Source organism: Lawsonibacter hominis (genome assembly GCF_014287895.1).
GTDB classification, from domain to species: domain Bacteria; phylum Bacillota; class Clostridia; order Oscillospirales; family Oscillospiraceae; genus Lawsonibacter_A; species Lawsonibacter_A hominis.
Window position 1 is genome coordinate 1 of record NZ_JACOPP010000030.1, and the last position, 20589, is coordinate 20589.

At 66.1% G+C, this 20589-nt stretch carries 15 protein-coding genes; 7 read left to right on the forward strand and 8 right to left on the reverse strand.

Annotated features, from left to right (window positions below; genetic code table 11):
- Positions 1–216 precede the first annotated feature (216 nt).
- The 4 genes from H8S57_RS14555 to H8S57_RS14570 form a co-directional block, all read right to left on the reverse strand.
- Positions 217–1653 carry a M20/M25/M40 family metallo-hydrolase gene (locus tag H8S57_RS14555; RefSeq protein ID WP_186908756.1) on the reverse strand — a complete coding sequence of 479 codons (1437 nt, stop codon included), beginning with the start codon at positions 1651–1653 and terminating at the stop codon, positions 217–219.
- Positions 1650–2924, reverse strand: a complete 1275-nt coding sequence (locus tag H8S57_RS14560) for a competence/damage-inducible protein A (RefSeq protein ID WP_186908757.1) — start codon at positions 2922–2924, stop codon at positions 1650–1652. The genes H8S57_RS14555 and H8S57_RS14560 overlap by 4 nt, the downstream gene beginning before the upstream one ends.
- Before the next feature lie 300 nt (positions 2925–3224).
- Positions 3225–4391: a tRNA uracil 4-sulfurtransferase ThiI gene (thiI, locus tag H8S57_RS14565; protein ID WP_186908758.1), complete on the reverse strand. Its 1167-nt coding sequence runs from the start codon at positions 4389–4391 to the stop codon at positions 3225–3227.
- A 71-nt stretch (positions 4392–4462) separates the two neighbouring features.
- Positions 4463–5980, reverse strand: a complete 1518-nt coding sequence (locus tag H8S57_RS14570; RefSeq protein WP_186908759.1) for a YifB family Mg chelatase-like AAA ATPase — start codon at positions 5978–5980, stop codon at positions 4463–4465.
- 433 nt (positions 5981–6413) lie between these two features.
- Between H8S57_RS14570 and nifJ the strand changes: the two genes are divergently transcribed.
- Positions 6414–10049, forward strand: coding sequence for a pyruvate:ferredoxin (flavodoxin) oxidoreductase (nifJ, locus tag H8S57_RS14575; protein ID WP_186908760.1), 3636 nt, complete (start codon positions 6414–6416; stop codon positions 10047–10049).
- 164 nt (positions 10050–10213) lie between these two features.
- Here the strand turns inward: nifJ and H8S57_RS14580 are convergent, their stop codons facing one another.
- The gene (locus tag H8S57_RS14580) at positions 10214–10621 is read right to left on the reverse strand and encodes a metal-dependent transcriptional regulator (protein ID WP_186908761.1); all 408 of its coding nucleotides are present in this window, start codon (positions 10619–10621) and stop codon (positions 10214–10216) included.
- A 199-nt stretch (positions 10622–10820) separates the two neighbouring features.
- On the opposite strand from H8S57_RS14580, the gene H8S57_RS14585 reads away from it, so the two are divergent.
- Genes H8S57_RS14585 through H8S57_RS14600 form a run of 4 tightly spaced genes read left to right on the forward strand, consistent with a single transcriptional unit; the run spans position 10821 to position 13671 of the window.
- A complete protein-coding gene (locus tag H8S57_RS14585; protein WP_186908762.1) occupies positions 10821–11033 on the forward strand; it encodes a FeoA family protein in 213 nt (70 codons plus the stop codon).
- A gap of 13 nt (positions 11034–11046) precedes the next feature.
- Positions 11047–11268: a FeoA family protein gene (locus tag H8S57_RS14590; protein ID WP_186908763.1), complete on the forward strand. Its 222-nt coding sequence runs from the start codon at positions 11047–11049 to the stop codon at positions 11266–11268.
- Between the two features lie 59 nt (positions 11269–11327).
- Positions 11328–13496 (forward strand): ferrous iron transport protein B, encoded by a 2169-nt coding sequence (gene feoB / locus H8S57_RS14595; protein ID WP_186908764.1) that lies wholly within the window; start codon positions 11328–11330, stop codon positions 13494–13496.
- Between the two features lie 13 nt (positions 13497–13509).
- Positions 13510–13671 (forward strand): FeoB-associated Cys-rich membrane protein, encoded by a 162-nt coding sequence (locus H8S57_RS14600; protein ID WP_186908765.1) that lies wholly within the window; start codon positions 13510–13512, stop codon positions 13669–13671.
- 153 nt (positions 13672–13824) lie between these two features.
- On the opposite strand, the gene H8S57_RS14605 is transcribed toward H8S57_RS14600, so the two are convergent.
- The 3 genes from H8S57_RS14605 to H8S57_RS14615 all read right to left on the reverse strand — a co-directional run bounded on the left by H8S57_RS14605 (position 13825) and on the right by H8S57_RS14615 (position 16641).
- Positions 13825–14145 (reverse strand): hypothetical protein, encoded by a 321-nt coding sequence (locus H8S57_RS14605; protein WP_186908766.1) that lies wholly within the window; start codon positions 14143–14145, stop codon positions 13825–13827.
- 263 nt (positions 14146–14408) lie between these two features.
- The gene (gene rlmD / locus H8S57_RS14610; protein ID WP_186908767.1) at positions 14409–15821 is read right to left on the reverse strand and encodes a 23S rRNA (uracil(1939)-C(5))-methyltransferase RlmD; all 1413 of its coding nucleotides are present in this window, start codon (positions 15819–15821) and stop codon (positions 14409–14411) included.
- The gene (locus H8S57_RS14615) at positions 15814–16641 is read right to left on the reverse strand and encodes a polysaccharide deacetylase family protein (RefSeq protein ID WP_186908768.1); all 828 of its coding nucleotides are present in this window, start codon (positions 16639–16641) and stop codon (positions 15814–15816) included. The genes rlmD and H8S57_RS14615 overlap by 8 nt, the downstream gene beginning before the upstream one ends.
- 194 nt (positions 16642–16835) lie before the next feature.
- Between H8S57_RS14615 and H8S57_RS14620 the strand changes: the two genes are divergently transcribed.
- Both H8S57_RS14620 and secA read left to right on the forward strand, forming a co-directional pair.
- Positions 16836–17381: a DUF2284 domain-containing protein gene (locus H8S57_RS14620; RefSeq protein ID WP_186908769.1), complete on the forward strand. Its 546-nt coding sequence runs from the start codon at positions 16836–16838 to the stop codon at positions 17379–17381.
- A gap of 428 nt (positions 17382–17809) precedes the next feature.
- A complete protein-coding gene (secA, locus tag H8S57_RS14625; protein WP_186908770.1) occupies positions 17810–20560 on the forward strand; it encodes a preprotein translocase subunit SecA in 2751 nt (916 codons plus the stop codon).
- The last annotated feature ends 29 nt before the right edge of the window (positions 20561–20589 follow it).

Here is a 20589-nt window from a genome sequence, read left to right on the forward strand (position 1 = left end):
GATTTTAGGCAGTAATTCCTGGGTGTGCTGATACTTCCTTGCCATAATAATACCCCCTAATGTAGTACTTTCATTTTCCTACATTAGGGGGCGTTTTGTCTATTGTCCGTTTTTACTGGGGCGGTTCAATCCTGAGGAGGGGCATTTCCTTCCCCCGTCTGCGGACGGCGGAACTCTGCAAGGCACCCCTGCGGGAGAGCGCGGTACGCCGGTGCGCTACAGGGCCTCCAGCGTACCCGCCAGCAGCAGGGCGTAATCGGGCAGCGTGTCCAGAGGGGCCCGCTCGGAGACTGAGTGGGCGTCCAGAATATCGGGGCCGGTGCTGGCCATGACCAGGCCGGGGGCTTTGGGGCCCAGCACTGAGGGCTCCAGCCCCACATGGACCGTGGAGACCTCCAGCGTCCGTCCGGTCTGCTCCCGGTACACCCGGGCGAGCACTGCGGCCAGCGGGTTGGCCGGGTCCCCCGTCCAGCCGGGGTAGCCGGACGCCTCGGCGGAGAAGCCGAGCGTCCCGGCCAGAGCATCATGGGCGCGGGCCAGCTCCGCCTCCCACGACGGCCGGGCCGAGCGCAGGAACGCGCAGACCTGTATCTGGCCGTCCTCCGCGGACAGCCGGCCCACATTGGCGGAAGCGCCCACCACGTCAGGAAAGGCCGGGTCCATCGCGTACACGCCGTGAAACAGCCCCGCCGTCAAGGCCAAAGCGGCCTGGCGGCAGAGCGGGGACCAGACCTGCTCCGGCCGGGGCGCGGGGGCGTGGAAGAGGGTCAGGCGGGGGTCCCGGGCCCCATAGGCGGCCGCTTCCCGGGCAAGGTCCTCCAGATCGGGCTCGCCGCCCTCCGGAAGGACGACCAGCGCCTCCGCGGCGGCGGGGATGGCGTTATGGGCCGTGCCGCCCCGGAAGTCCGCCACGGCCCAGTCCGGCCGCGCCAGCAGAAAACCCGCCAGCAGCCGCAGCGCATTGGCCCGGCCCCGGTGGATGTCGTCACCCGAGTGCCCGCCCGCCCCGCCGGAAAGGGCGATGCGCCAGGCGTCCCCCGCCGGGGCGGGGCAGGCCGCCAGGGGGAGCCGGTAGGTCTCCCGCCGGCCGCCGGCCGAACCCACGATGGCCCGGCCCAGGTGAAATCCGTCGGTATTGAGCAGAAAGTCCGCCCCCGCCAGCCAGGAGGGGTCCACCTGCTTGGCCCCCTCCAGGCCGACCTCCTCCGCTGCTGTAAACAGCAGGCGCAGAGGGCCGTGGGACAGGCCGCGGCCCAGCAGCCACAGCACGGCGGCGTTGCCCAGATTGTTGTCCGCGCCCAGGGAGGAGCGGCCGTCGGAGCGGAGGAAACCGTCCGCCTCCACCACCGTCACCGGCTCGGCCAACGGGTCGAAGCCGCTGCCCGGGGCCACGGCGCATACCATGTCCAGATGCCCCTGCAGGATCAGCCGGGGGGCCGCCGTGCGGCCGGGCGCGGCCGGCACGTCGGCCATCACGTTGCCGTGCCCGTCCCGGACCGGGGCCAGCCCCAGTTCCGCCAGCCGGGCGGTCAGGACCCGCACCGCGGAGCGTTCGTGCCGGGAGGGGTGGGGGGTGCGGTTCAGGGCGCGAAATTCTGCGGCGATCCCCGCGCGTATCGTGTCCGGCCCGCCAAGACGCTTCAGCAGCGTCATTCCGAAGGCTCCGTTCCGGTTTCCTCCAGCGGTGCGCCGGACAGCCAGCGGCGGACCAGGTCCAGCGCCCCGCTGGCGGCCAGTGTCCGGATGCGCTCCCGCACGCCGCCGGACCGGGTCCGCTTGACCGTGGTGCCGTCCGGTGCGGCCAGGGCCAGATAGACCAGCCCAACCGGGTTGCCCCGCTCATCCGGATCGGGACCGGCCACGCCGGTGACGGCCACCGCCAGATCGCAGCCCAGCGTCCGGCGGGCCCCCTCGGCCATGGCGCGGGCCACCGGCTCGCTCACCGCGCCGTATTCCTCCAGAAGGGCCTGGGGCACGCCGAGCACCGTGTGCTTGACCGGAGTGGCGTAACTGACCACGCTGCCCCGGAAGACCGCAGATGCGCCGGGCAGGTCGGTGATGCGCTTTGCGATGAGTCCGCCGGTGCAGCTTTCCGCGCAGCCCAGGGTGAGGCCGCGCTCCTTCAGCAGGGGCAGCACCACCTCTTCCAGACTGGTCACATCCGCGCCGTAGACCGCGCTGCCCAGCTGGGCGCGCAGCCGGGCCTCCACCGGCGCGATCAAGGCGCGGGCCTCCTGCTCGTGCCCGGCCTTGGCGGTAATGCGCAGCTCCACCTCGCCCTCCTTGGCGTAGGGGGCCAGGGTGGGGTTCTGCATGGCGTTCATCTGGCTGCGCAGCATGGATTCCACCAGGGATTCCCCCATGCCGAAGATACGCAGGGTACGGGAGCAGATGGCCCCGTCGGAACAGGCCCGCAGATAGGGCGCCACGCGGTATTGGAACATAGCCCGGCATTCCCGGGGCGGGCCGGGAAGCATGACGACGTGCACGCCATCCGCCTCAAAGGCTACGCCCGGGGCGGTGCCCCAATCGTTGTCCAGCACGGTGCAGCCTTCGGGCAGCATCGCCTGCTGGTAGTTGTTCTCCGTCATGGGGCGTCCGATGCTCCTGAAGTAGGCCTCGATGCGCCGGGCGGACGCCTCATGGCGGACCAGGGGCCTGCCGAAGCATTTGGCCAGCACGTTTTTGGTCAAGTCGTCGCACGTGGGGCCGAGCCCGCCGGTGGTGATGAGGATGTCGGCCCGGCGGCGGGCGATCTCCACAGCGGCCCGCAGGCGCTGCGGATTGTCGCCCACTACGGTGTGGTAATAGACGTTGATCCCCAGGGCGGACAGCCCCTGGGAGAGCATCTGCGCGTCGGTGTTGGCGATGTTGCCGAGCAGAAGCTCGGTACCGACGGCGATCAGTTCAGCGGTGTGGGACAAAATAATACCTCCAGAGCGCCGACGCCGGGCGCGGCGGCCGGAGCCGCCGTAAATGCGCAGCGTCAGCGCGGCATTTCCGCTGGGCGGATTCACTCCGCCCGAGGATGGGAAAGGTACGGGGTCCCCGCGCGCGCAAAGATCGCGCGGGAAGTTGGCGATGCGTTCGGTGGGACAAGCAGACGGCCTGCTGAAACGCCGCCCCAAAGGCGCGGCGCCAACGCGATCGCTTCCCGGGCGGAGCGGCTCCGCCCGGGGATGCCGCGCCGTGGGCCGCGGTGCGGCGGGAGGGGGAGGGCGTCGCTACACGCGCAGGCGCTCGATTCCGTCCACCGCAGCGGCGACCAGCCCGTCCACGTCCAGGGCGGCCTCGGCGCACTCCAGCTCGCCCAGCACGGGGCGCAGGCGGGGATGGCGGGGGGTAAAGACGGTGCAGCAGTCCTCATAGGGCAAAATGGAGGTCTCAAAGGTGCCGATCTTCCGGGCGATGCGGACGATCTCCTCCTTATCCATCCCCACCACGGGGCGGAGAATGGGCAGGGAACACACGGCGGTGGTGGCGCGCATGGCCTCCATGGTCTGGCTGGCCACCTGGCCCAGGCACTCGCCGGTGACGAGGGCCCCTGCGCCGGTGCGCTGGGCCACCTGCTCGGCGATGCGCATCATGAACCGGCGCATGAGCACGGTGAACAGCTCCTCCGGGCACTTGCGCCGCAGCTCTTCCTGGATGGCGGTGAAGGGGACCACGTGGACCACCATGTGCCCGCACCAGGGGGTGAGCAGTTTCGCCAGGTCCAGCACCTTCTGCTTGGCCTGCTCCGACGTGTAGGGGTAGGAAAAAAAGTGGACCAGCTCCAGGGCGATGCCCCGCTTGGCGATCATCCAGGAGGCCACCGGGGAGTCGATGCCGCCGGAAAGCAGACTGACCGCCCGGCCGCCGATGCCCACGGGCAGGCCGCCTGCGCCGGGCTCCGGGTCGGCATGGACGTAGGCGGCATAATCCCGCACCTCAAGATAGACCGTCAGCTCCGGATGGTGCACGTCCACCTGGAGGTTGGGGTAGGCCTCGTCCAGCTCGCCGCCCACATACCGGGACAGCTCCACCGAGGTCATGGGGAAGGACTTGTCAGCCCGCTTGGACTCCACCTTGAAGGTCTTTGCCGCGCGCAGGCGGCCGTCCAGATAAGTCTTGGCGCACGCCAGCAGCGCGTCCTTGTCTTTGGCGCAGGCCCGGGCCCGGGAGAGGCCCACCACGCCGAACAGGCGCGACATGGCCAGCCAGGCCCCGTCCATGTCGCAGGTCTCCTCCAAAGGCTCCACATACATGGTGGACTGTTTGGTGTACACCCGGAATTGGCCCAGGTCCTTCAGGCGGCGGCGGGCATTGCCGATCAGCTTGTCTTCAAAGCTGCGGCGGTTCAGGCCCTTGAGCACCAGCTCCCCCAGCTTGAGCAGTATGATCTCGTCCAATCGTCTTCCTCCTTATTTGGGGCGGGCGCTCCGGCGCAGGTCCGGCCCGCCGGTTGTTGTATCCGCAGGATTCAGCGCCGGAAACAGGCGCTCTCCCGGTACTGGACGGCCTCCGCCAGATGCTCCACGCCGATGCGCTCCGCCCCGTCCAGGTCCGCAATGGTGCGCGCCACCCGGAGGATGCGGTCATAGCTGCGGGCGGTAAGCCCCATGCGGTCGAAGGCCCCTTTCATCAGGGCGGCGCCCGCCGCGTCCAGGGCGCAGTGCTCCGCCAGCTCCGCAGGGCCCATGTGGGCGTTGCAGTCGGGGCCGGAGGGGCCGAAGCGGGCGGTCTGTACGGCCCGGGCGGCATCCACCCGGCGCTTGATGTCCGCCGAGGATTCGGCGGGGGCGGCGCGGGCGGAGAGCTCTTCGAAGGCCAGAGGCGGCACCTCCGCATACAGGTCGATCCGGTCCAGCAGGGGGCCGGAGAGCCGGCCCAGATACTTTTCCACGTCCCTCTCCGAGCAGCGGCAGCGCCGGTCATACCCGTACCAGCCGCATTTACAGGGATTCATGGCGCACACCAGCATGAACCGGGCGGGAAAGACCTCCGTGCCGGATACCCGCGTGATCTGCACCTGCCCCTCCTCCAGGGGCTGGCGCAGCACCTCCAGGGTCTCCTTGCCGAATTCGGGCAGCTCGTCCAGAAAAAGCACCCCGTTGTGGGCCAGGGAGATCTCCCCGGGCCGGGGCGGAGAGCCGCCCCCCGCCAGACCCATGACGGAGATGGTATGATGGGGACTGCGGAAGGGCCGGCGCAGGAGCAGCGGCGCCTCGGCGCTGGTCAGCCCCAGCACCGAGTGGACCTGGGTGGCCTCCAGCGCCTCCCGGCGGGTCATGTCGGGCAGGATGGAGGGAAGCCGCTTGGCCAGCATGGATTTGCCCGCGCCCGGCGGCCCCACCATGGCGATATTATGCCCGCCCGCCGCGGCGACCTCCAGCGCCCGCTTGACCGTTTCCTGCCCCTTCACGTCGGCAAAGTCGGGGCAGCCGGCAAGCGGGGCGGGGGGGACCCAGGGCTGCGCCGGAGAGAGGAGAACCTCGCCCTTCAGATGGGCCACCAGCTGACCCACGTTCTCCACCGGATAGACCGCCGCCCCGCCCGCCAGGGTGGCCTCGGCGGCGGAGGCGGCCGGGACATAGAGGGCGCGCACGCCGGCGCGCCCGGCGGCCAGCGCCATGGGCAGCATACCGGTCACCGGCCGCAGAGAGCCGGACAGGGACAGCTCTCCCACAAAGGCCGCGTCGGGCGCGGGCGGCCGGATCTGCTCCCCGGCGGCCAGGATGCCCACCAGGATGGGCAGGTCGTACACCGTGCCCGCCTTCCGCCGGTCGGCGGGGGCCAGATTCACGGTGATGCGGGAGACGGGAAAGGAGAAGCCGCAGTTTTTGATGGCGGCGCGGACCCGCTCCCGGGCCTCCTTCACCGCCGCGTCGGGCAGGCCCACGATATCAAAGGCGGGCAGGCCGCCGGACAGGTCGCACTCGGCGGTGACCTCGTATCCGGAAACGCCGCTCAGGCCCAGAGAACGCACATGATGGAGCATAAGGCGCACCGTCCTTCTTCCGCAATGTCGAGAAAGCGCCGCGGCCAGGCCGCCGCCTGCCGGTATCATGGCCGCTGTGCGGCTATTATACCATACTTTTCCGCAAAGGGGAGACGAAATTTTTAAACCGATCATTTTAGCATAATGAGTTTAGTTTGTAAAGGCGCAATTTAGACGGGCGCGTTTATATTTTGTTCTTGTTTAAGAACAATTTTGCAAGATTTGTACGGATTTATGAAAAATTTTGCCCTGGGAATAAGATTTGATTTACAAATAGGGACAGGGGTGTTAAAATGTATGGGCCTCCAGGGGAATGGGCCCCGGGGGACGAAGGAAACAGCCAGGGTAATGGGAATCCGGCCCGGTCCAACGGCGGACGGGCGGGGACGGATCCCCATTGCCCTGGACCAACAAATAAGGAGGAAGACTATCAATGGCGAGAAAGCTGAAAACCATGGATGGCAACACGGCTGCCGCCCACGTGTCCTACGCCTTTACCGAGGTTGCGGGCATCTATCCCATCACGCCCTCCAGCCCCATGGCCGACTATGTGGACCAGTGGGCCGCACAGGGCCGCAAGAACATTTTTGGGACCACCGTGAAAGTAGTGGAGATGCAGTCCGAGGCCGGCGCGGCCGGCACCGTGCACGGCTCTCTGAACGCCGGCGCCCTGACCACCACCTACACCGCCTCTCAGGGCCTGCTGCTGATGATTCCCAACATGTACAAGCTCTCCGGCGAGCTGATGCCCGCCGTGTTCCACGTGTCCGCCCGTACGGTGGCCACCCACGCGCTGAACATCTTCGGCGACCACTCCGACGTGATGGCCTGCCGCCAGACCGGCTTTGCCATGCTGGCCGAGGGCAACGTGCAGGAGGTCATGGACCTGGGCGCGGTGGCCCATCTGGCCGCCATCAAGGGCCGCGTCCCCTTCCTGAACTTCTTTGACGGCTTCCGCACCTCTCACGAGATCCAGAAGATCGCCATCTGGGACAACGAGGACCTGGCGGACATGGTGGACATGGACGCCGTCAACGCCTTCCGCAAGCGGGCGCTGAACCCCGAGCATCCCGTGATGCGCGGCTCCCACGAGAACGGCGATATCTTCTTCCAGCACCGTGAGGCCGCCAACAAGTACTACGAGGCGGTGCCCGACATCGTCGAGGAGTACATGGGCAAGGTCAACGCCAAGCTGGGCACCGACTACCAGCTGTTCAACTATTACGGCGCGCCCGACGCCGACCGGGTCATCATCGCCATGGGCTCCATCTGCGACGTGGCGGAGGAGGTCATCGACTACCTGAACGCCCACGGCGAGAAGGTGGGCCTGGTGAAGGTGCGCCTGTACCGTCCCTTCCGGGCGGACAAGCTGCTCGCCGCCATCCCCGCCACCGCCACCAAGATCGCCGTGCTGGACCGCACCAAGGAGCCCGGCGCCCAGGGCGACCCCCTGTACCTGGACGTGGTCACCGCCTTTGCCAACGCGGGCCGTCAGGCCACCATCATCGGCGGCCGTTACGGCCTGGGCAGCAAGGACACGCCCCCCAGCAACGTGTTCGCCGTTTATGAGGAGCTGACCAAGTCCGCCCCCAAGCGGCAGTTCACCGTGGGCATCGTGGACGACGTGACCCACACCTCCCTGGAGGAGAAGCCCTCCCCCAACACCGCGGCCCCCGGCACCATCGAGTGCAAGTTCTGGGGTCTGGGCGGCGACGGCACCGTGGGCGCCAACAAGAACTCCATCAAGATCATCGGCGACCACACCGACAAGTACGTGCAGGCCTACTTCCAGTACGACTCCAAGAAGACCGGCGGCGTGACCATCAGCCACCTGCGCTTCGGCGACCAGCCCATCCGCGCCCCCTACTACATCAACAAGGCCGACTTCGTGGCCTGCCATGTGCCCGCCTATATCGTCAAGGGCTTCCCCATGGTCCGGGACGTGAAGGACGGCGGCGTGTTCCTCATCAACTGCCAGTGGAGCGATGAGGAGCTGGACCACCACATGCCCGCCGTGGCCAAGCGCTACATTGCCGAGCACAACATCCAGGTCTATACCATCAACGCCATCGACCTGGCCATCGAGATCGGTATGGGCAAGCGCACCAATACCATCCTGCAGTCCGCCTTCTTTGCCCTGGCCAAGGTGATGCCGGAGGCCGAGGCCATCGGCTACATGAAGGACGCGGCCACCCATTCCTACCTGAAGAAGGGCCAGGACGTGGTGGACCGCAACCACAAGGCCATTGACCTGGGCGCCTCCGCCTTCAAGAAGTTCAACGTGCCCGCCTCCTGGAAGGACGCCGAGGACCAGACCGCGGCCGAGCACCTGGAGGGCGATCCCGCCACCGTCAAGATGGTGCGCGAGCTGCTGGAGCCCATCGGCAAGATGGACGGCGACAGCCTGCCCGTCTCCGCCTTCGCAGACGGCCATGAGGACGGCACCTTCTGCCAGGGCGCTTCCGCCTACGAGAAGCGCGGCGTGGCCGTGTCCGTGCCCGCGTGGGACGCGGCCAAGTGCATCCAGTGCAACCAGTGCTCCTACGTCTGCCCCCACGCCACCATCCGGCCCTACGCCCTCACCGCGGAGGAGGCCGCCAACGCCCCCGCACAGGCCAAGATCGTGGACATCAAGGCCGGCAAGGGCAAGGGCGTGTATCAGTTCGCCATCGCCGTCTCCCCCCTGGACTGCATGGGCTGCTCCGTGTGCGTGAGCGCCTGCCCGGTCAAGGCGCTGGAGATGGTTCCCCAGGAGTCCCAGGCCGATCAGCAGGCCGTGTTCGACTACATGGTGGCCAAGGTGGCCCCCAAGGCCGACGTGGAGGACATCGCCACCGTCAAGGGCAGCCAGTTCAAGCAGCCCCTGCTGGAGTTCTCCGGTTCCTGCGCCGGCTGCGCCGAGACTGCCTATGCCCGCCTGGTCACCCAGGTCTGCGGCGAGCGGATGTATATCTCCAACGCCACCGGCTGCTCCTCCATCTGGGGCGGCCCGGCCGCGACCTCTCCCTATACGGTGGACCAGAACGGCAAGGGTCCCGCCTGGGCCAACTCCCTGTTTGAGGACAACGCTGAGCACGGCCTGGGCCTGTATCTGGGCCAGAAGGCCATCCGCGACCGGTTGGCCGACAAGACCCGCGCCCTGCTGGCCGTGGAGTGGGCCACTCCCGCCATCAAGGAGGCCGGCCAGAAGTGGCTGGACACCCTGGAGGACGGCGCGGCCAACGCCGAGGCCACCAAGGCCTACATCGCCGCCCTGGAGGACGGCCTGTGCACCGTGGATGAGCTGTTGGCCAGCGGCAAGGCAGAGATCCAGGCCTTCGGCAAGGAGCTGCAGGCCAAGGGTGAGACGCTCTGCCAGTGTGACGCCTGCAAGCTGGCCGCCGAGATTCTCCAGGAGAAGGAGTACCTGAACAAGAAGTCCGTGTGGATCTTCGGCGGCGACGGCTGGGCCTACGACATCGGCTACGGCGGCCTGGACCATGTGATCGCCTCGGGCGAGGATGTGAATATCTTCGTCTTTGATACCGAGGTGTACTCCAACACCGGCGGACAGGCCTCCAAGTCCTCCAACATCGGCCAGGTGGCGCAGTTTGCCGCGGCCGGCAAGGTGCAGCCCAAGAAGAGCCTGGCGGAGATCGCCATGCAGTACGGGTACGTCTACGTGGCCCAGGTGGCCATGGGCGCCAATCCCAACCAGACCCTGAAGGCCATCACCGAGGCCGAGGCCTATCACGGCCCCTCCCTGATCATCGGCTACGCTCCCTGCGAGATGCACTCCATCAAGGGCGGCATGGCCAATTGCCAGATTGAGATGAAGAAGGCCGTGGAGTGCGGCTACTGGAACCTGTTCCGGTTCAACCCCGCGTCCAAGGCCGAGGGCAAGAACCCCTTCACCCTGGACTCCAAGGCCCCTGCCGGCGGCTATCAGGAGTTCCTGATGAACGAGGCCCGCTACTCCGCTCTGACCCGCTCCTTCCCCGAGCGTGCGGAGAAGCTCTTTGCCGAAAACGAAGAGGCCGCCAAGGCGCGTTACGAGCACCTGACCCGGCTGGTGGAGCTGTACAAGTAAATTCTGCTGAAAGATTCCCGGGCTTAAAGCCCGGGAATCTTTTGATTGGCGGCCGCTGCGGGCGCCTGACCCGGCTGGCGGAGCGGCACACAAGCAAGCGAAAACGGCGGAAGGCCCCCGGACGATGCATCCGGGGGCCTTCCGCCGTTCTTGAAAAAGCGGTTCTAACGTTCGGGGCGGGAGCCTGGGGCGGGCGCATCCGCCCCGGGCTGGCGATAGACATGTTCCTTGATTTTGCAAAAGGTCTCTTCGCTCAGATCATGCTCCACTTTGCAGGCGTCGGCGGCGGCCACCTCCGGGTCTACCCCCAGGCGGACAAAAAAGTCCGTAAGCAGGCGGTGGCGTTCATAGATGCGCTCGGCCACCGCCTCGCCGGGCGGGAGCAGGGTGATCCGCCCGTCCCGGTCCATCTCCACATAGCCGCTCTCCCGCAGCTTTTTCATAGCCACGCTGACACTGGGCTTGGAGAAGTGGAGCTCGTTTGCGATATCGATGGAGCGGACCATCCCATGGCGCTCCTGCAAACTCAAAATTGCTTCCAGATAATCCTCTGCGGATTCATAAATTTTCATAAAGCGGCCTCCAGATGCTCGGGCTTTTCTATACATTAGCATAAAACGCGCCCTTTGACAAGAAATCGGTGGAAAAGCCATTGACAAATTGAGTTAGTCGAGGTAAACTTATAGCGATTTAGGGGTTAGATAATGCTAACCCCTGTTTTCCGACCGGGTGTTAGATGCATCTAACTATCCGGCGTGAGGAGGAGGGATTATGATGCCCTTGACATTGGCAAAGCCCGGTGAGACGGTGACGATCCGTAAAATCACCGGCAAGGACGAACTGCGTCAGCATCTGGCGGAGCTGGGCTTCGTGGTGGACAGCACGGTGACGGTGGTCAGCGAGATCGCCGGGAACCTGATCCTCCAGGTGAAGGACAGCCGGATCGCCCTGGACCGATCGATGGCAAACCGTATCATGATTTGAGGAGGAATCGACAGTGAAGACGCTGCGAGAGGCAAAGGTGGGGCAGACCGTCACCGTGGTCCGGCTCCACGGAGCGGGCGCGGTGAAGCGCCGTATCATGGACATGGGGATCACCAGGGGGACGCAGGTGCATATCCGCAAGGTGGCCCCGCTGGGCGATCCCATCGAACTGAACGTGCGGGGGTATGAGCTCTCCGTGCGCAAGGCCGACGCGGAAATGATCGAGATCGCGTAAACTCACCGCGTTTGGCAGGAACGCTTGGCTGGATCGAATGTTTGGAAGGGAGAACACAAATGGACATCAAAATTGCGCTGGCGGGCAACCCGAACTGCGGTAAGACCACCCTGTTCAATGCCCTGACCGGCTCGAACCAGTACGTGGGCAACTGGCCCGGCGTCACGGTGGAGAAGAAGGAGGGGCGGCTCAAGGGCCATAAGGACGTGGTCATCCAGGACCTGCCCGGCATCTATTCCCTCTCCCCCTATACCTTGGAGGAGGTCGTGGCCCGCAGCTACCTGGTGGGCGAGAAGCCCGACGCCATCCTGAACATCGTGGACGGCACCAACGTGGAGCGCAACCTGTACCTGACCACCCAGCTCATCGAGCTGGGCATCCCCGTGGTGGTGGCGGTCAACATGATCGACCTGGTCCGCAAGAACGGGGACGAGATCGACCGGAAGAAGCTGGGCGAGGCGCTGGGCTGCGAGGTCGTGGAGATGAGCGCACTGAAGGGCGAGGGAGGCATGGCTGCGGCTGAAAGGGCCGTCTCCCTGGCCCGGAGCCGGAAGGCCGGCGAGCTGCCCCATGTGTTCACCGGCAGCGTGGAGCACGCCGTCGCCCACATTGAGGAATCCATCCAGGGCAGGGTGGAGGAGCGTTACCTGCGCTGGTATGCCATCAAGCTCTTCGAGCGGGACGGCAGGGTCCTGGAGGAACTGAAGCTGGACGCCGCGCTGGCCGCTCACCTGGAGGAGCACATCAAGGACTGCGAGTCCGAGCTGGACGACGACGCCGAGAGCATCATCACCAACCAGCGCTATGCGTACATCAGCGGCGTGGTGGAGCGCTCGGTGAAAAAAAAGGCCGCCAGGCACGCCCTGTCCCCATCCGACCAGATCGACCGCGTGGTCACCAACCGTGTGCTGGCGCTGCCCATTTTCGCGGGGATCATGTTCCTGGTCTACTGGGTGGCGATGGGGCCCTTCGGCTCCTTCCTCACTGACTGGACCAACGACGTGCTGGGCGCCGAATGGCTTCAGGCGGGCTCCCGGGCCCTGCTGGAGGGCTGGGGCTGCGCCGAGTGGCTCACCGGCCTTGTGTCCGACGGCATCGTCGCCGGCGTGGGCGCGGTGCTGGGCTTCGTGCCCCAGATGCTGGTGCTGTTCCTGATGCTGGCCGTTCTGGAGGACATGGGCTATATGGCCCGCGTGGCGTTCATTATGGACCGGATCTTCCGCAAGTTCGGCCTGTCCGGCAAGTCCTTCATTCCCATGCTCATCGGTTCCGGGTGCGGCGTGCCCGGCGTCATGGCCTCCCGCACCATCGAGAACGAGCGGGACCGCCGCATGACCATCATGACCACCTGCTTTGTCCCCTGCGGCGCCAAGATGCCCATCATCGGGCTGTTTGCCGGCGCCCTGTTCGGCGGCAGCGGCCTGGTGGCCGTCTCCGCCTACTTCATCGGCGTGGCCGCCATCGTGATCTCCGGCGTCATGCTCAAGAAGACCCGCGCCTTCGCCGGCGATCCCGCGCCCTTCGTCATGGAGCTGCCCGCCTACCATGTCCCCGCCGCGGGCAACGTCCTGCGGGCGACCTGGGAGCGCGGCTGGTCCTTTATCAAGCGGGCCGGAACGGTCATCGTGGCCTCCTCCATCATCCTCTGGTTCCTCCAGGGCTTCGGCTTTGTGGACGGCGTGTTCCGGATGGTGGAGGACAACAACTCCTCCCTGCTGGCTGCCATCGGCGGCGCGGTCTGCATCCTGTTCCGCCCCCTGGGCTTTGGCGATTGGCAGTCCACCGTGGCCACCGTCACCGGCCTCATCGCCAAGGAGAACGTGGTCTCCACCTTCGGCATCCTGTTCCAGATCGGGGAAGAAGTGGCCGAGGACGATCCGGGCCTGCTGACGGCCGTCGCCGCGCACTATACCGCCATCTCCGCCTACTCCTTCATGATCTTCAACCTGCTCTGCGCCCCCTGCTTCGCCGCCATGGGCGCCATCAAGCGGGAGATGAACAGCGCCAAATGGACCTTTGCCGCCATCGGCTATATGTGCGCCTTCGCCTATGCCAGCGCCCTGATCGTCTATCAGATCGGGGGCCTCATCGCCGGTCAGGTGGGGTTTGGAGCGGGCACTGTGGCCGCCGCCGTGGTGCTGGCCGGGCTGGTCTACCTGCTGGTGCGCAGAAACAAGTACGATGAAAACCACCTGACCGTGAGCGCCGTGGCCGCGGCGGCCCGGTAAGGAGGCGGAAGCGATGAATGTCCCCACACTTGTCATAGGTCTGATCGTGCTGGCCGTGTTCGTTGCCATCGTGGCCCGCGGCGTCTACAACAAAACGCATCATAGGGGAGGCTGCTCCTGCTCCGGCGGATGCGGGAACTGTCCCGGCAGCGGCATGTGCCATCCCGAGCGGTAGTACAAAGATCCCTCGGCCGGCCGCAGCCGTCCCGGGAAAGGGACAACGCCGCTTTTGGGACCATCACAAAGGGGCTGGAGCATCGCGTTAAGATGCTCCAGCCCCTTTTTTGTGCCCGGCCGGTGGGAATCCCGGATTCGCTTTGGACCGCGGTCATTTGGACAGACGCCGCAGCATCACCTCCGCCGTGCGCGGCGAGGCCACCCTGCAGTAGGCGTCGTTGCCAAAGTGACAGGCCCGGAGGGAGGCGGTGAGACCGGCGCCGTTGACGGCATTGGAGTCGGTATCCCGGGGGATTTCCACATGGGTGCCCGGGTTCCAGCCCCGGTAATGATCCCGGATCCGGGCGCATTCGCCCACGCCGTACCAGCAGGATACCGTCTCCACATTGTACCAGATGTCCCGGTTCCAATCGCCGCGGAGCACCCGGCCGGGATACCTGGCGCTGAAGAACGAAAAGAAGTCGGCGGTCATGGCGTTAAAGCCGCGGATAGGGGGTGCGGTCCATTCAGCCGCCTCCTTCCCGATGCTTCGGCCGGGCCGCGGCCGGGGCCGGCCGGAATCGGCAGGCCGCTGGGCAGCAACGCCCCAGCCGGTTGTCCGTGCGCTCGCCTGCCAGGGACAGGCCGTGGCCGCCCCGCTCAGGTGCCGCTCCGCCGGAATGCGGCGGTCCGGCGGCGGGGCCGGATCGGAATCGCTTCCCGGATCACGCCGGCCCCCTCTGTTGGACGCATCGCTCAACGCACGGCTGGGCAGGGGGGCTCCCCGGCGTACGGTTCGCCCCCGTCTCCCTGCGGGCCGGCGTCCGGCAGCAAGAGGACCGCCGTCTCCACATGAGCGGTGCGGGGGAACATGTCCACAGCCAGGGCGCGGCGCACGCTCCAGCCCTGTTCCCGAAAACGGGCGATATCCCGGGCCAGGGTGCCCGGGTCGCAGGAGACGTAGACCACCCGCCTGGGCGCCATGCGCACGATGGTGTCTACTACCGCGGGGGCAAGGCCTTTGCGGGGCGGGTCCACGCAGATCACATCCGGACGCACGCCCTCCGCCTCCAGGCGCAGGGCGGCCTCTCCCGCATCGGCGCACAGAAAGCGGGCGTTTCCCACCCCGTTGCGCCGGGCGTTTTCCACCGCGTCCTCAATGGCCGGGCGCACCACCTCGGCGCCATAGACCAGCTTGGCCCTGCGGGCCAGGACCAGGCTGATGGTCCCGATGCCGCAGTACAGGTCCAGTACAGTCTGTTCCCCGGTCAGGTCCGCCAGCTCCAGGACGCGGTCGTAAAGGACCTCGGCCTGATCGGGATTGACCTGGTAAAAGGAGGGCACCGAAAGCTTGAAGGTAAAGCCGCACAGGGTGTCGTATAGAAAATCCTCCCCCCACAAGGTGCGGTAGTCCGTCCCCAGGATGACGTTGCTGTGGGTCTCGTTGACCCCCAGTACCACGCCGGTAAGGCCGGGCTCGGCGCAGCGGAGGGCCGCCGTCAGCTCCTGCTCGCGGGGAAGCGTTTTCCCGTTGACCAGCACACAGCAAAGCGCCGCCCCCGACCGGCTGGTACGCACATACACATGGCGCACCAGCCCTTTCCGGGTGCGTTCGTCATAGGCGCTCACGCGGTAGCGCCGCATCCAGTCCTTCACGGCGGCGCGCAGCCGGGCGGCGGCGGGGCTTTGCAGCAGGCAGTCCGCCACGTCCACCACCTGATGGCTGTGCTCCCGGTAAAAGCCGATCTTCGGCCCCGGCGCGGCCGGGAACTGGGCCTTGTTGCGGTAGCGCGCGGGACACCCGGCGCCCAGGACGGCCTCCACCCGGACCGAAGCGCCGCCGATGCGGCACAGGGCGTCTTCCACCCGCGCCCGCTTGGCCTGAAGCTCTTCCGCATAGTCCATATGCCGGAAGCGGCAGCCGCCGCACTGGGCATCGTAGGGACAGTCGGGGGGAATGCGGGCCGGAGAAGGCGTGAGGATCGTTTTCACCCGCCCCCAGAGAGCGCTGCGGCCCACGTGGGTGAGCTGCACCTGGCAGACTTCCCCCCGGAGGGCGCCGGGAACGAAGACCACCATGCCCTCCAGACGGCCCACGCCGCTGCCGTCGCTGGCGTAGCCGTCAATGGTCAGCGGGAACGTGTCCCCTTGCTGCGGACGCTTATCCATGGGCGCTCACATCCTCCAGCTGATCGTAAGGGATCGCTGCCTCCACGGGGCTGTGCAGGGCGGGCAGGTCGCCGCCCTGGAGCCAGAAGGTGTAGCCCTCCTCCGTGAGGTAAAAGTGTTCCGGCTGGAAGGAGAGGCGCACCTGCTCCTCGCTCAGCGCGCCGGAGGAGATCGCCCGGCTGATCTCGCCCTGGGCCAGAAACGCCGAAACGATCCGCTCAAGGGCGGCGTCGGTGTCGGAGAAGAAGTCTGCAAAGCCCAGCTGGCTGCCGGTCTGAGCGTCAAACTGCTCGGAGAGGCGGAACACCGTGGGGTAGGCACCGCCGCTGTTGAGATACCACTCCCGGGCCACGCTGATGACGGCTTCATCCTCATAGGTCACGCGCGAGGTCATCTCCTGCACCGTGGCGGTAAAGGGCAGGCCCGCGTCGGTGGATACGTCGTAATCGGCCACCACCATCTCATACTGCTCCTCCGCCTCCATCAGGCGGTTATGGCCCTCCGTCTGGTACCAGGCGTTGATGGCCGTGCCGGCGGGGCAGGCGTCGGTGTTCTGCACCATGGGCAGGGTATAGCTCACGCTCATGACCTGGGTGCCGTCCCCGGCGGTGAAGGTGCGGCGGAACGCCTGCTCCCCCCACACGGGGGGTTCGGCCGGGACGGGCGTGGGCGTGGGCGTGGCCTCCGGAGCGGGCGTGGCCGTGGCGGCGGGCGTCGGCGCGGCGGTATCGACGGGCGCTGGAGCGGGTTTGGCACAGCAGGTCAGGGCAAAGGCCAGAGACAGGGCCAGCGCGGCGGGGAAAAGTTTGTTTCGTTTCATTCTAGGCTCCTTTTGTCGGATGCGGATTGGGATACCCCATTTTACCATCTGCGTTCCCCGGCGTAAATGGGAAAAACACAATTGTAAACTTTTGCGATTTTTTGTGTTCCCTTCTGCAAATCGGCCCGAAGCCTTTCCGGCGGGGAAAAACTGTGCTAAAATGTGGGCCAAACGGAGCGGAGAGGGGATCGGGCATGACGCAGCAGGAACTGTTGTCCCTGGCGGAGGAGGTGGGCTTCTCCCACGCGGGAGAGCTGAATAGGGCGGCGCTGGAGTTTTTGCCCCAGGTGCGGGAGATGTGCGCCGCCGACCGCTGCCACAATTACGGCCGGTGCTGGACCTGCCCGCCCGCCTGCGGCACGCTGGAGGAGGCGGCGCGGCGCGCCGGGCGCTATCGCCGGGGGGTGCTGCTCCAGTCCACCGGGACGATGGAGGACGATTTTGACGTGGAGACCATGCAGGAGACCGAGCGCCTCCAGCGGGAGCGCTTTGCGGTCTTTGTGGAACGGGTGCGCCGGGCGGACCCCGACTGCCTGCCCATGGGCACCGGCGGCTGCGGCATCTGCGCGGCGTGTACCTGCCCGGACGCACCCTGCCGTTTTCCGGACCGGGCCATCCCCTCCATGGAGGCCTACGGCCTCTGGGTGTCCCGCGTATGCGAACGGTCGGGCCTGCCTTACTATTACGGGCCGGGCACCATCACCTATACCGCCTGCGTGTTGGTCGACGCAGCCCAATGACCCCTCCGCTTCGCAGGATTCCGTCGTCTGCGGACGACGGAACTCTGCGAGGCCCTTCCTCAGGAGGGTTTTTCGACAGCCTGAATTGCCCGGCAGGGGCAAGAGAAGGTCCCCCGGGGGATGTGCCCTGGAAAGGACCCTTCTCACGACATGTTTGCCGACAATTTCGTGCGCAGTCGAGGTGAACATTTCGTGCATTCCTGCTCGAAAAAGCGGCAAAGCCGCTTTTTCGACCGTCTCAGCCGGAGGCCCCAGCCGTAGGTCGGGGGCCTCCGGCTGGTTTGTCCGGAAGGAAGAGAAACGCGGATTTGTTCACAATTTCCCCTTTTTTATCCGAAACAACTATGGTATACTAGTAAGCTGAATTACCCTGGAACTCCTATGACCGCCCGCACGCGCGGGCCTGAAATAAGAAAGGTGAACGACCCATGGGACTTTTGAAAAAGCTTTTCGGCACCAGCTCGGAAAAGCAGGTGAAGGCCATCCTGCCCCTGGTGGACAAGATCGAGGCCCTGGACGGGGTGTATTCCCAGCTCACGGACCAGCAGCTCCAGGCCAAGACGCCTGAATTCAAGCAGCGTCTTGCAGACGGCGAGACCCTGGACGACATCCTGCCCGAGGCGTTCGCCGCCTGCCGGGAGGCCGCCTGGCGGGTGCTGGGCATGAAGCCTTACCGGGTGCAGCTCATCGGCGGCATCATCCTCCATCAGGGCCGCATCGCCGAGATGAAGACCGGCGAAGGCAAGACCCTCGTGGCCACCCTGCCCGCCTACCTCAACGCCCTGGCGGGCGAGGGCGTGCACATCGTCACCGTCAACGACTACCTGGCCAAGCGCGACAGCGAGTGGATGGGCAAGGTCTACCGCTTTTTGGGCCTCACCGTGGGCCTGGTCATCCACGACGTGGACCCCAAACAGCGCAAGGCCGCCTATGACGCGGATATTACCTATGGCACCAACAACGAGTTCGGCTTCGACTACCTGCGGGACAACATGGCCATCTACGCCAGCGAGATGGTCCAGCGGGGCCACGCCTTTGCCATCGTGGACGAGGTGGACTCCATCCTCATCGACGAGGCGCGCACCCCCCTCATCATCTCCGGTCAGGGGGACAAGTCCACCCAGCTCTACACCATTGTGGACTCCTTCGTGGCCCGGCTGAAGGGACAGCGGGTCACCAGCGTGGATACCAAGGAGGAAGAGGACCCGGATATCGACGCGGACTACATCGTGGATGAGAAGGCGCGTACCGTCACCCTCACCGCCCGGGGCATCGCCAAGGCCGAGCAGCAGTTCCAGATCGAGAACCTCTCCGACCCGGAGAATACCACGCTCTCCCACCACATCAACCAGGCCATCCGGGCCCGGGGCCTGATGAAGCGGGATATCGACTACGTGGTGAAGGACGGCGAGGTCATCATCGTGGACGAGTTCACCGGCCGCCTGATGTACGGCCGGCGCTACTCCGAGGGCCTGCACCAGGCCATCGAGGCCAAGGAGCATGTGGAGGTGGCGCGGGAGTCCAAGACCCTGGCCACCATTACCTTCCAGAATTATTTCCGCCTTTACGGCAAACTCTCCGGCATGACGGGCACCGCCATGACCGAGGAGGAGGAATTCGGCACCATCTACGCCCTGGATATCGTGGAGATCCCCACCAACCGTCCGCTGGCCCGCAAGGACAACCCCGACGTGGTGTACAAGAACGAGGCGGGCAAGTACCGGGCCATCGTCAACCAGATCGTGGAGTGCCACGAGAAGGGCCAGCCCGTGCTGGTGGGCACCATCTCCATCGAGAAGTCGGAGGAGCTCTCCGGCATGCTGAAAAAGCGCGGCATCCGCCACAATGTGCTCAACGCCAAGTTCCATGAAAAAGAAGCCGAGATCGTGGCCCAGGCGGGCAAGCTCGGGGCGGTCACCGTGGCCACCAACATGGCCGGCCGCGGCACCGACATCATGCTGGGCGGCAACGCGGAGGTCCTGGCCAAGGCCGATCTGCGCAAGGCGGGGCTGTCCGACGAGCTCATCGCCGAGGCCACGGGCTTTGCCGAGACCGACAGCGAGGAGATCCTGAACGCCCGGCGTATGTATGCCGAGGCGGAGGCAACGTATAAAGAGGCCATCAAGGAAGAGGCCGACCAGGTCCGCGCCGCGGGCGGCCTGTTTATTCTGGGCACCGAGCGGCACGAGTCCCGCCGCATCGACAACCAGCTGCGCGGCCGCGCCGGCCGGCAGGGCGACCCGGGCGAGAGCCGCTTCTTCCTCTCTCTGGAGGACGATATTATGCGCCTGTTCGGCTCCGAACGGGTGATGAACATGATGGAGAAGCTGGGGGTGGACGAGGATACCCCCATCGACGCCAAGATCCTCTCCGGCGCCATTGAGAACGCCCAGAAGCAGGTGGAATCCCGCAACTTCCAGACCCGGAAAACGGTGCTGGAATACGACGACGTGATGAACACCCAGCGCAAGGTCATCTACGAGCAGCGCCGCAAGGTGCTGGACGGGGAGAACCTGAAGGAGTCCGTCCAGAGTATGCTCACCACGGTGATCGCGGGCGAGGTCCACGGCCGTCTGGGCGAGCAGAAGCATATGGACGCCGAGAGCTGGCGGGAGGTGTGCGCTCAGTTTCGGGGCGTGTTCCTGCGCCCCGACGAGCTGAAGCTGACCGACGAGGAGCTGGCGAAATACGACGCCGACGGCCTGGCGGAGCTGCTCCGGGAACGGGCGGCGGAGCTCTACGCCCGCAAAGAGGCCGAGCTGGGCGAGCCGCTGATGCGCGAGCTGGAGCGGGTGATGATGTTGCGTGTGGTGGACGAGTACTGGATGGACCACATCGACGCCATGCAGGAGCTGCGCCAGGGCATCGGCCTCAGGGCCTACGGCCAGAGCGACCCCGTGGTGGAGTACAAGCGCGAGGGCTATGAGATGTTCGAGCAGATGATCGCCGCCATCCAGGCGGAGACCCTGCGGCGGATCTTCCTGGCCCGGGTGCAGGTGAATACCGGCGTCAAGCGGGAGCGGGTGGCCAGGGTCACCGGCGAAAGCGCGGGCAGCGACGGCACCGTGAAGAAACAGCCCATCAAAAAGGGACAGAAGATCGGCCCCAATGAGCCCTGCCCCTGCGGGAGCGGGAAGAAGTTCAAGAAGTGCACCTGCAAGGAGTACCACCCCGACTGATCGGGATCGGATCCGCCGGGGAGCGCGCC

Excerpts from the sequence above, each read along its gene's own strand:
- H8S57_RS14555 (WP_186908756.1), bottom strand. The coding sequence starts at position 1,653 with ATGACGCTGCTGAAGCGTCTTGGCGGGCCGGACACGATACGCGCGGGG.
- H8S57_RS14570 (WP_186908759.1), bottom strand. The coding sequence starts at position 5,980 with ATGCTCCATCATGTGCGTTCTCTGGGCCTGAGCGGCGTTTCCGGATAC.
- nifJ (WP_186908760.1), top strand. The coding sequence starts at position 6,414 with ATGGCGAGAAAGCTGAAAACCATGGATGGCAACACGGCTGCCGCCCAC.
- H8S57_RS14580 (WP_186908761.1), bottom strand. The coding sequence starts at position 10,621 with ATGAAAATTTATGAATCCGCAGAGGATTATCTGGAAGCAATTTTGAGT.
- H8S57_RS14585 (WP_186908762.1), top strand. The coding sequence starts at position 10,821 with ATGATGCCCTTGACATTGGCAAAGCCCGGTGAGACGGTGACGATCCGT.
- feoB (WP_186908764.1), top strand. The coding sequence starts at position 11,328 with ATGGACATCAAAATTGCGCTGGCGGGCAACCCGAACTGCGGTAAGACC.
- H8S57_RS14600 (WP_186908765.1), top strand. The coding sequence starts at position 13,510 with ATGAATGTCCCCACACTTGTCATAGGTCTGATCGTGCTGGCCGTGTTC.
- H8S57_RS14605 (WP_186908766.1), bottom strand. The coding sequence starts at position 14,145 with ATGACCGCCGACTTCTTTTCGTTCTTCAGCGCCAGGTATCCCGGCCGG.
- rlmD (WP_186908767.1), bottom strand. The coding sequence starts at position 15,821 with ATGGATAAGCGTCCGCAGCAAGGGGACACGTTCCCGCTGACCATTGAC.
- H8S57_RS14615 (WP_186908768.1), bottom strand. The coding sequence starts at position 16,641 with ATGAAACGAAACAAACTTTTCCCCGCCGCGCTGGCCCTGTCTCTGGCC.
- H8S57_RS14620 (WP_186908769.1), top strand. The coding sequence starts at position 16,836 with ATGACGCAGCAGGAACTGTTGTCCCTGGCGGAGGAGGTGGGCTTCTCC.
- secA (WP_186908770.1), top strand. The coding sequence starts at position 17,810 with ATGGGACTTTTGAAAAAGCTTTTCGGCACCAGCTCGGAAAAGCAGGTG.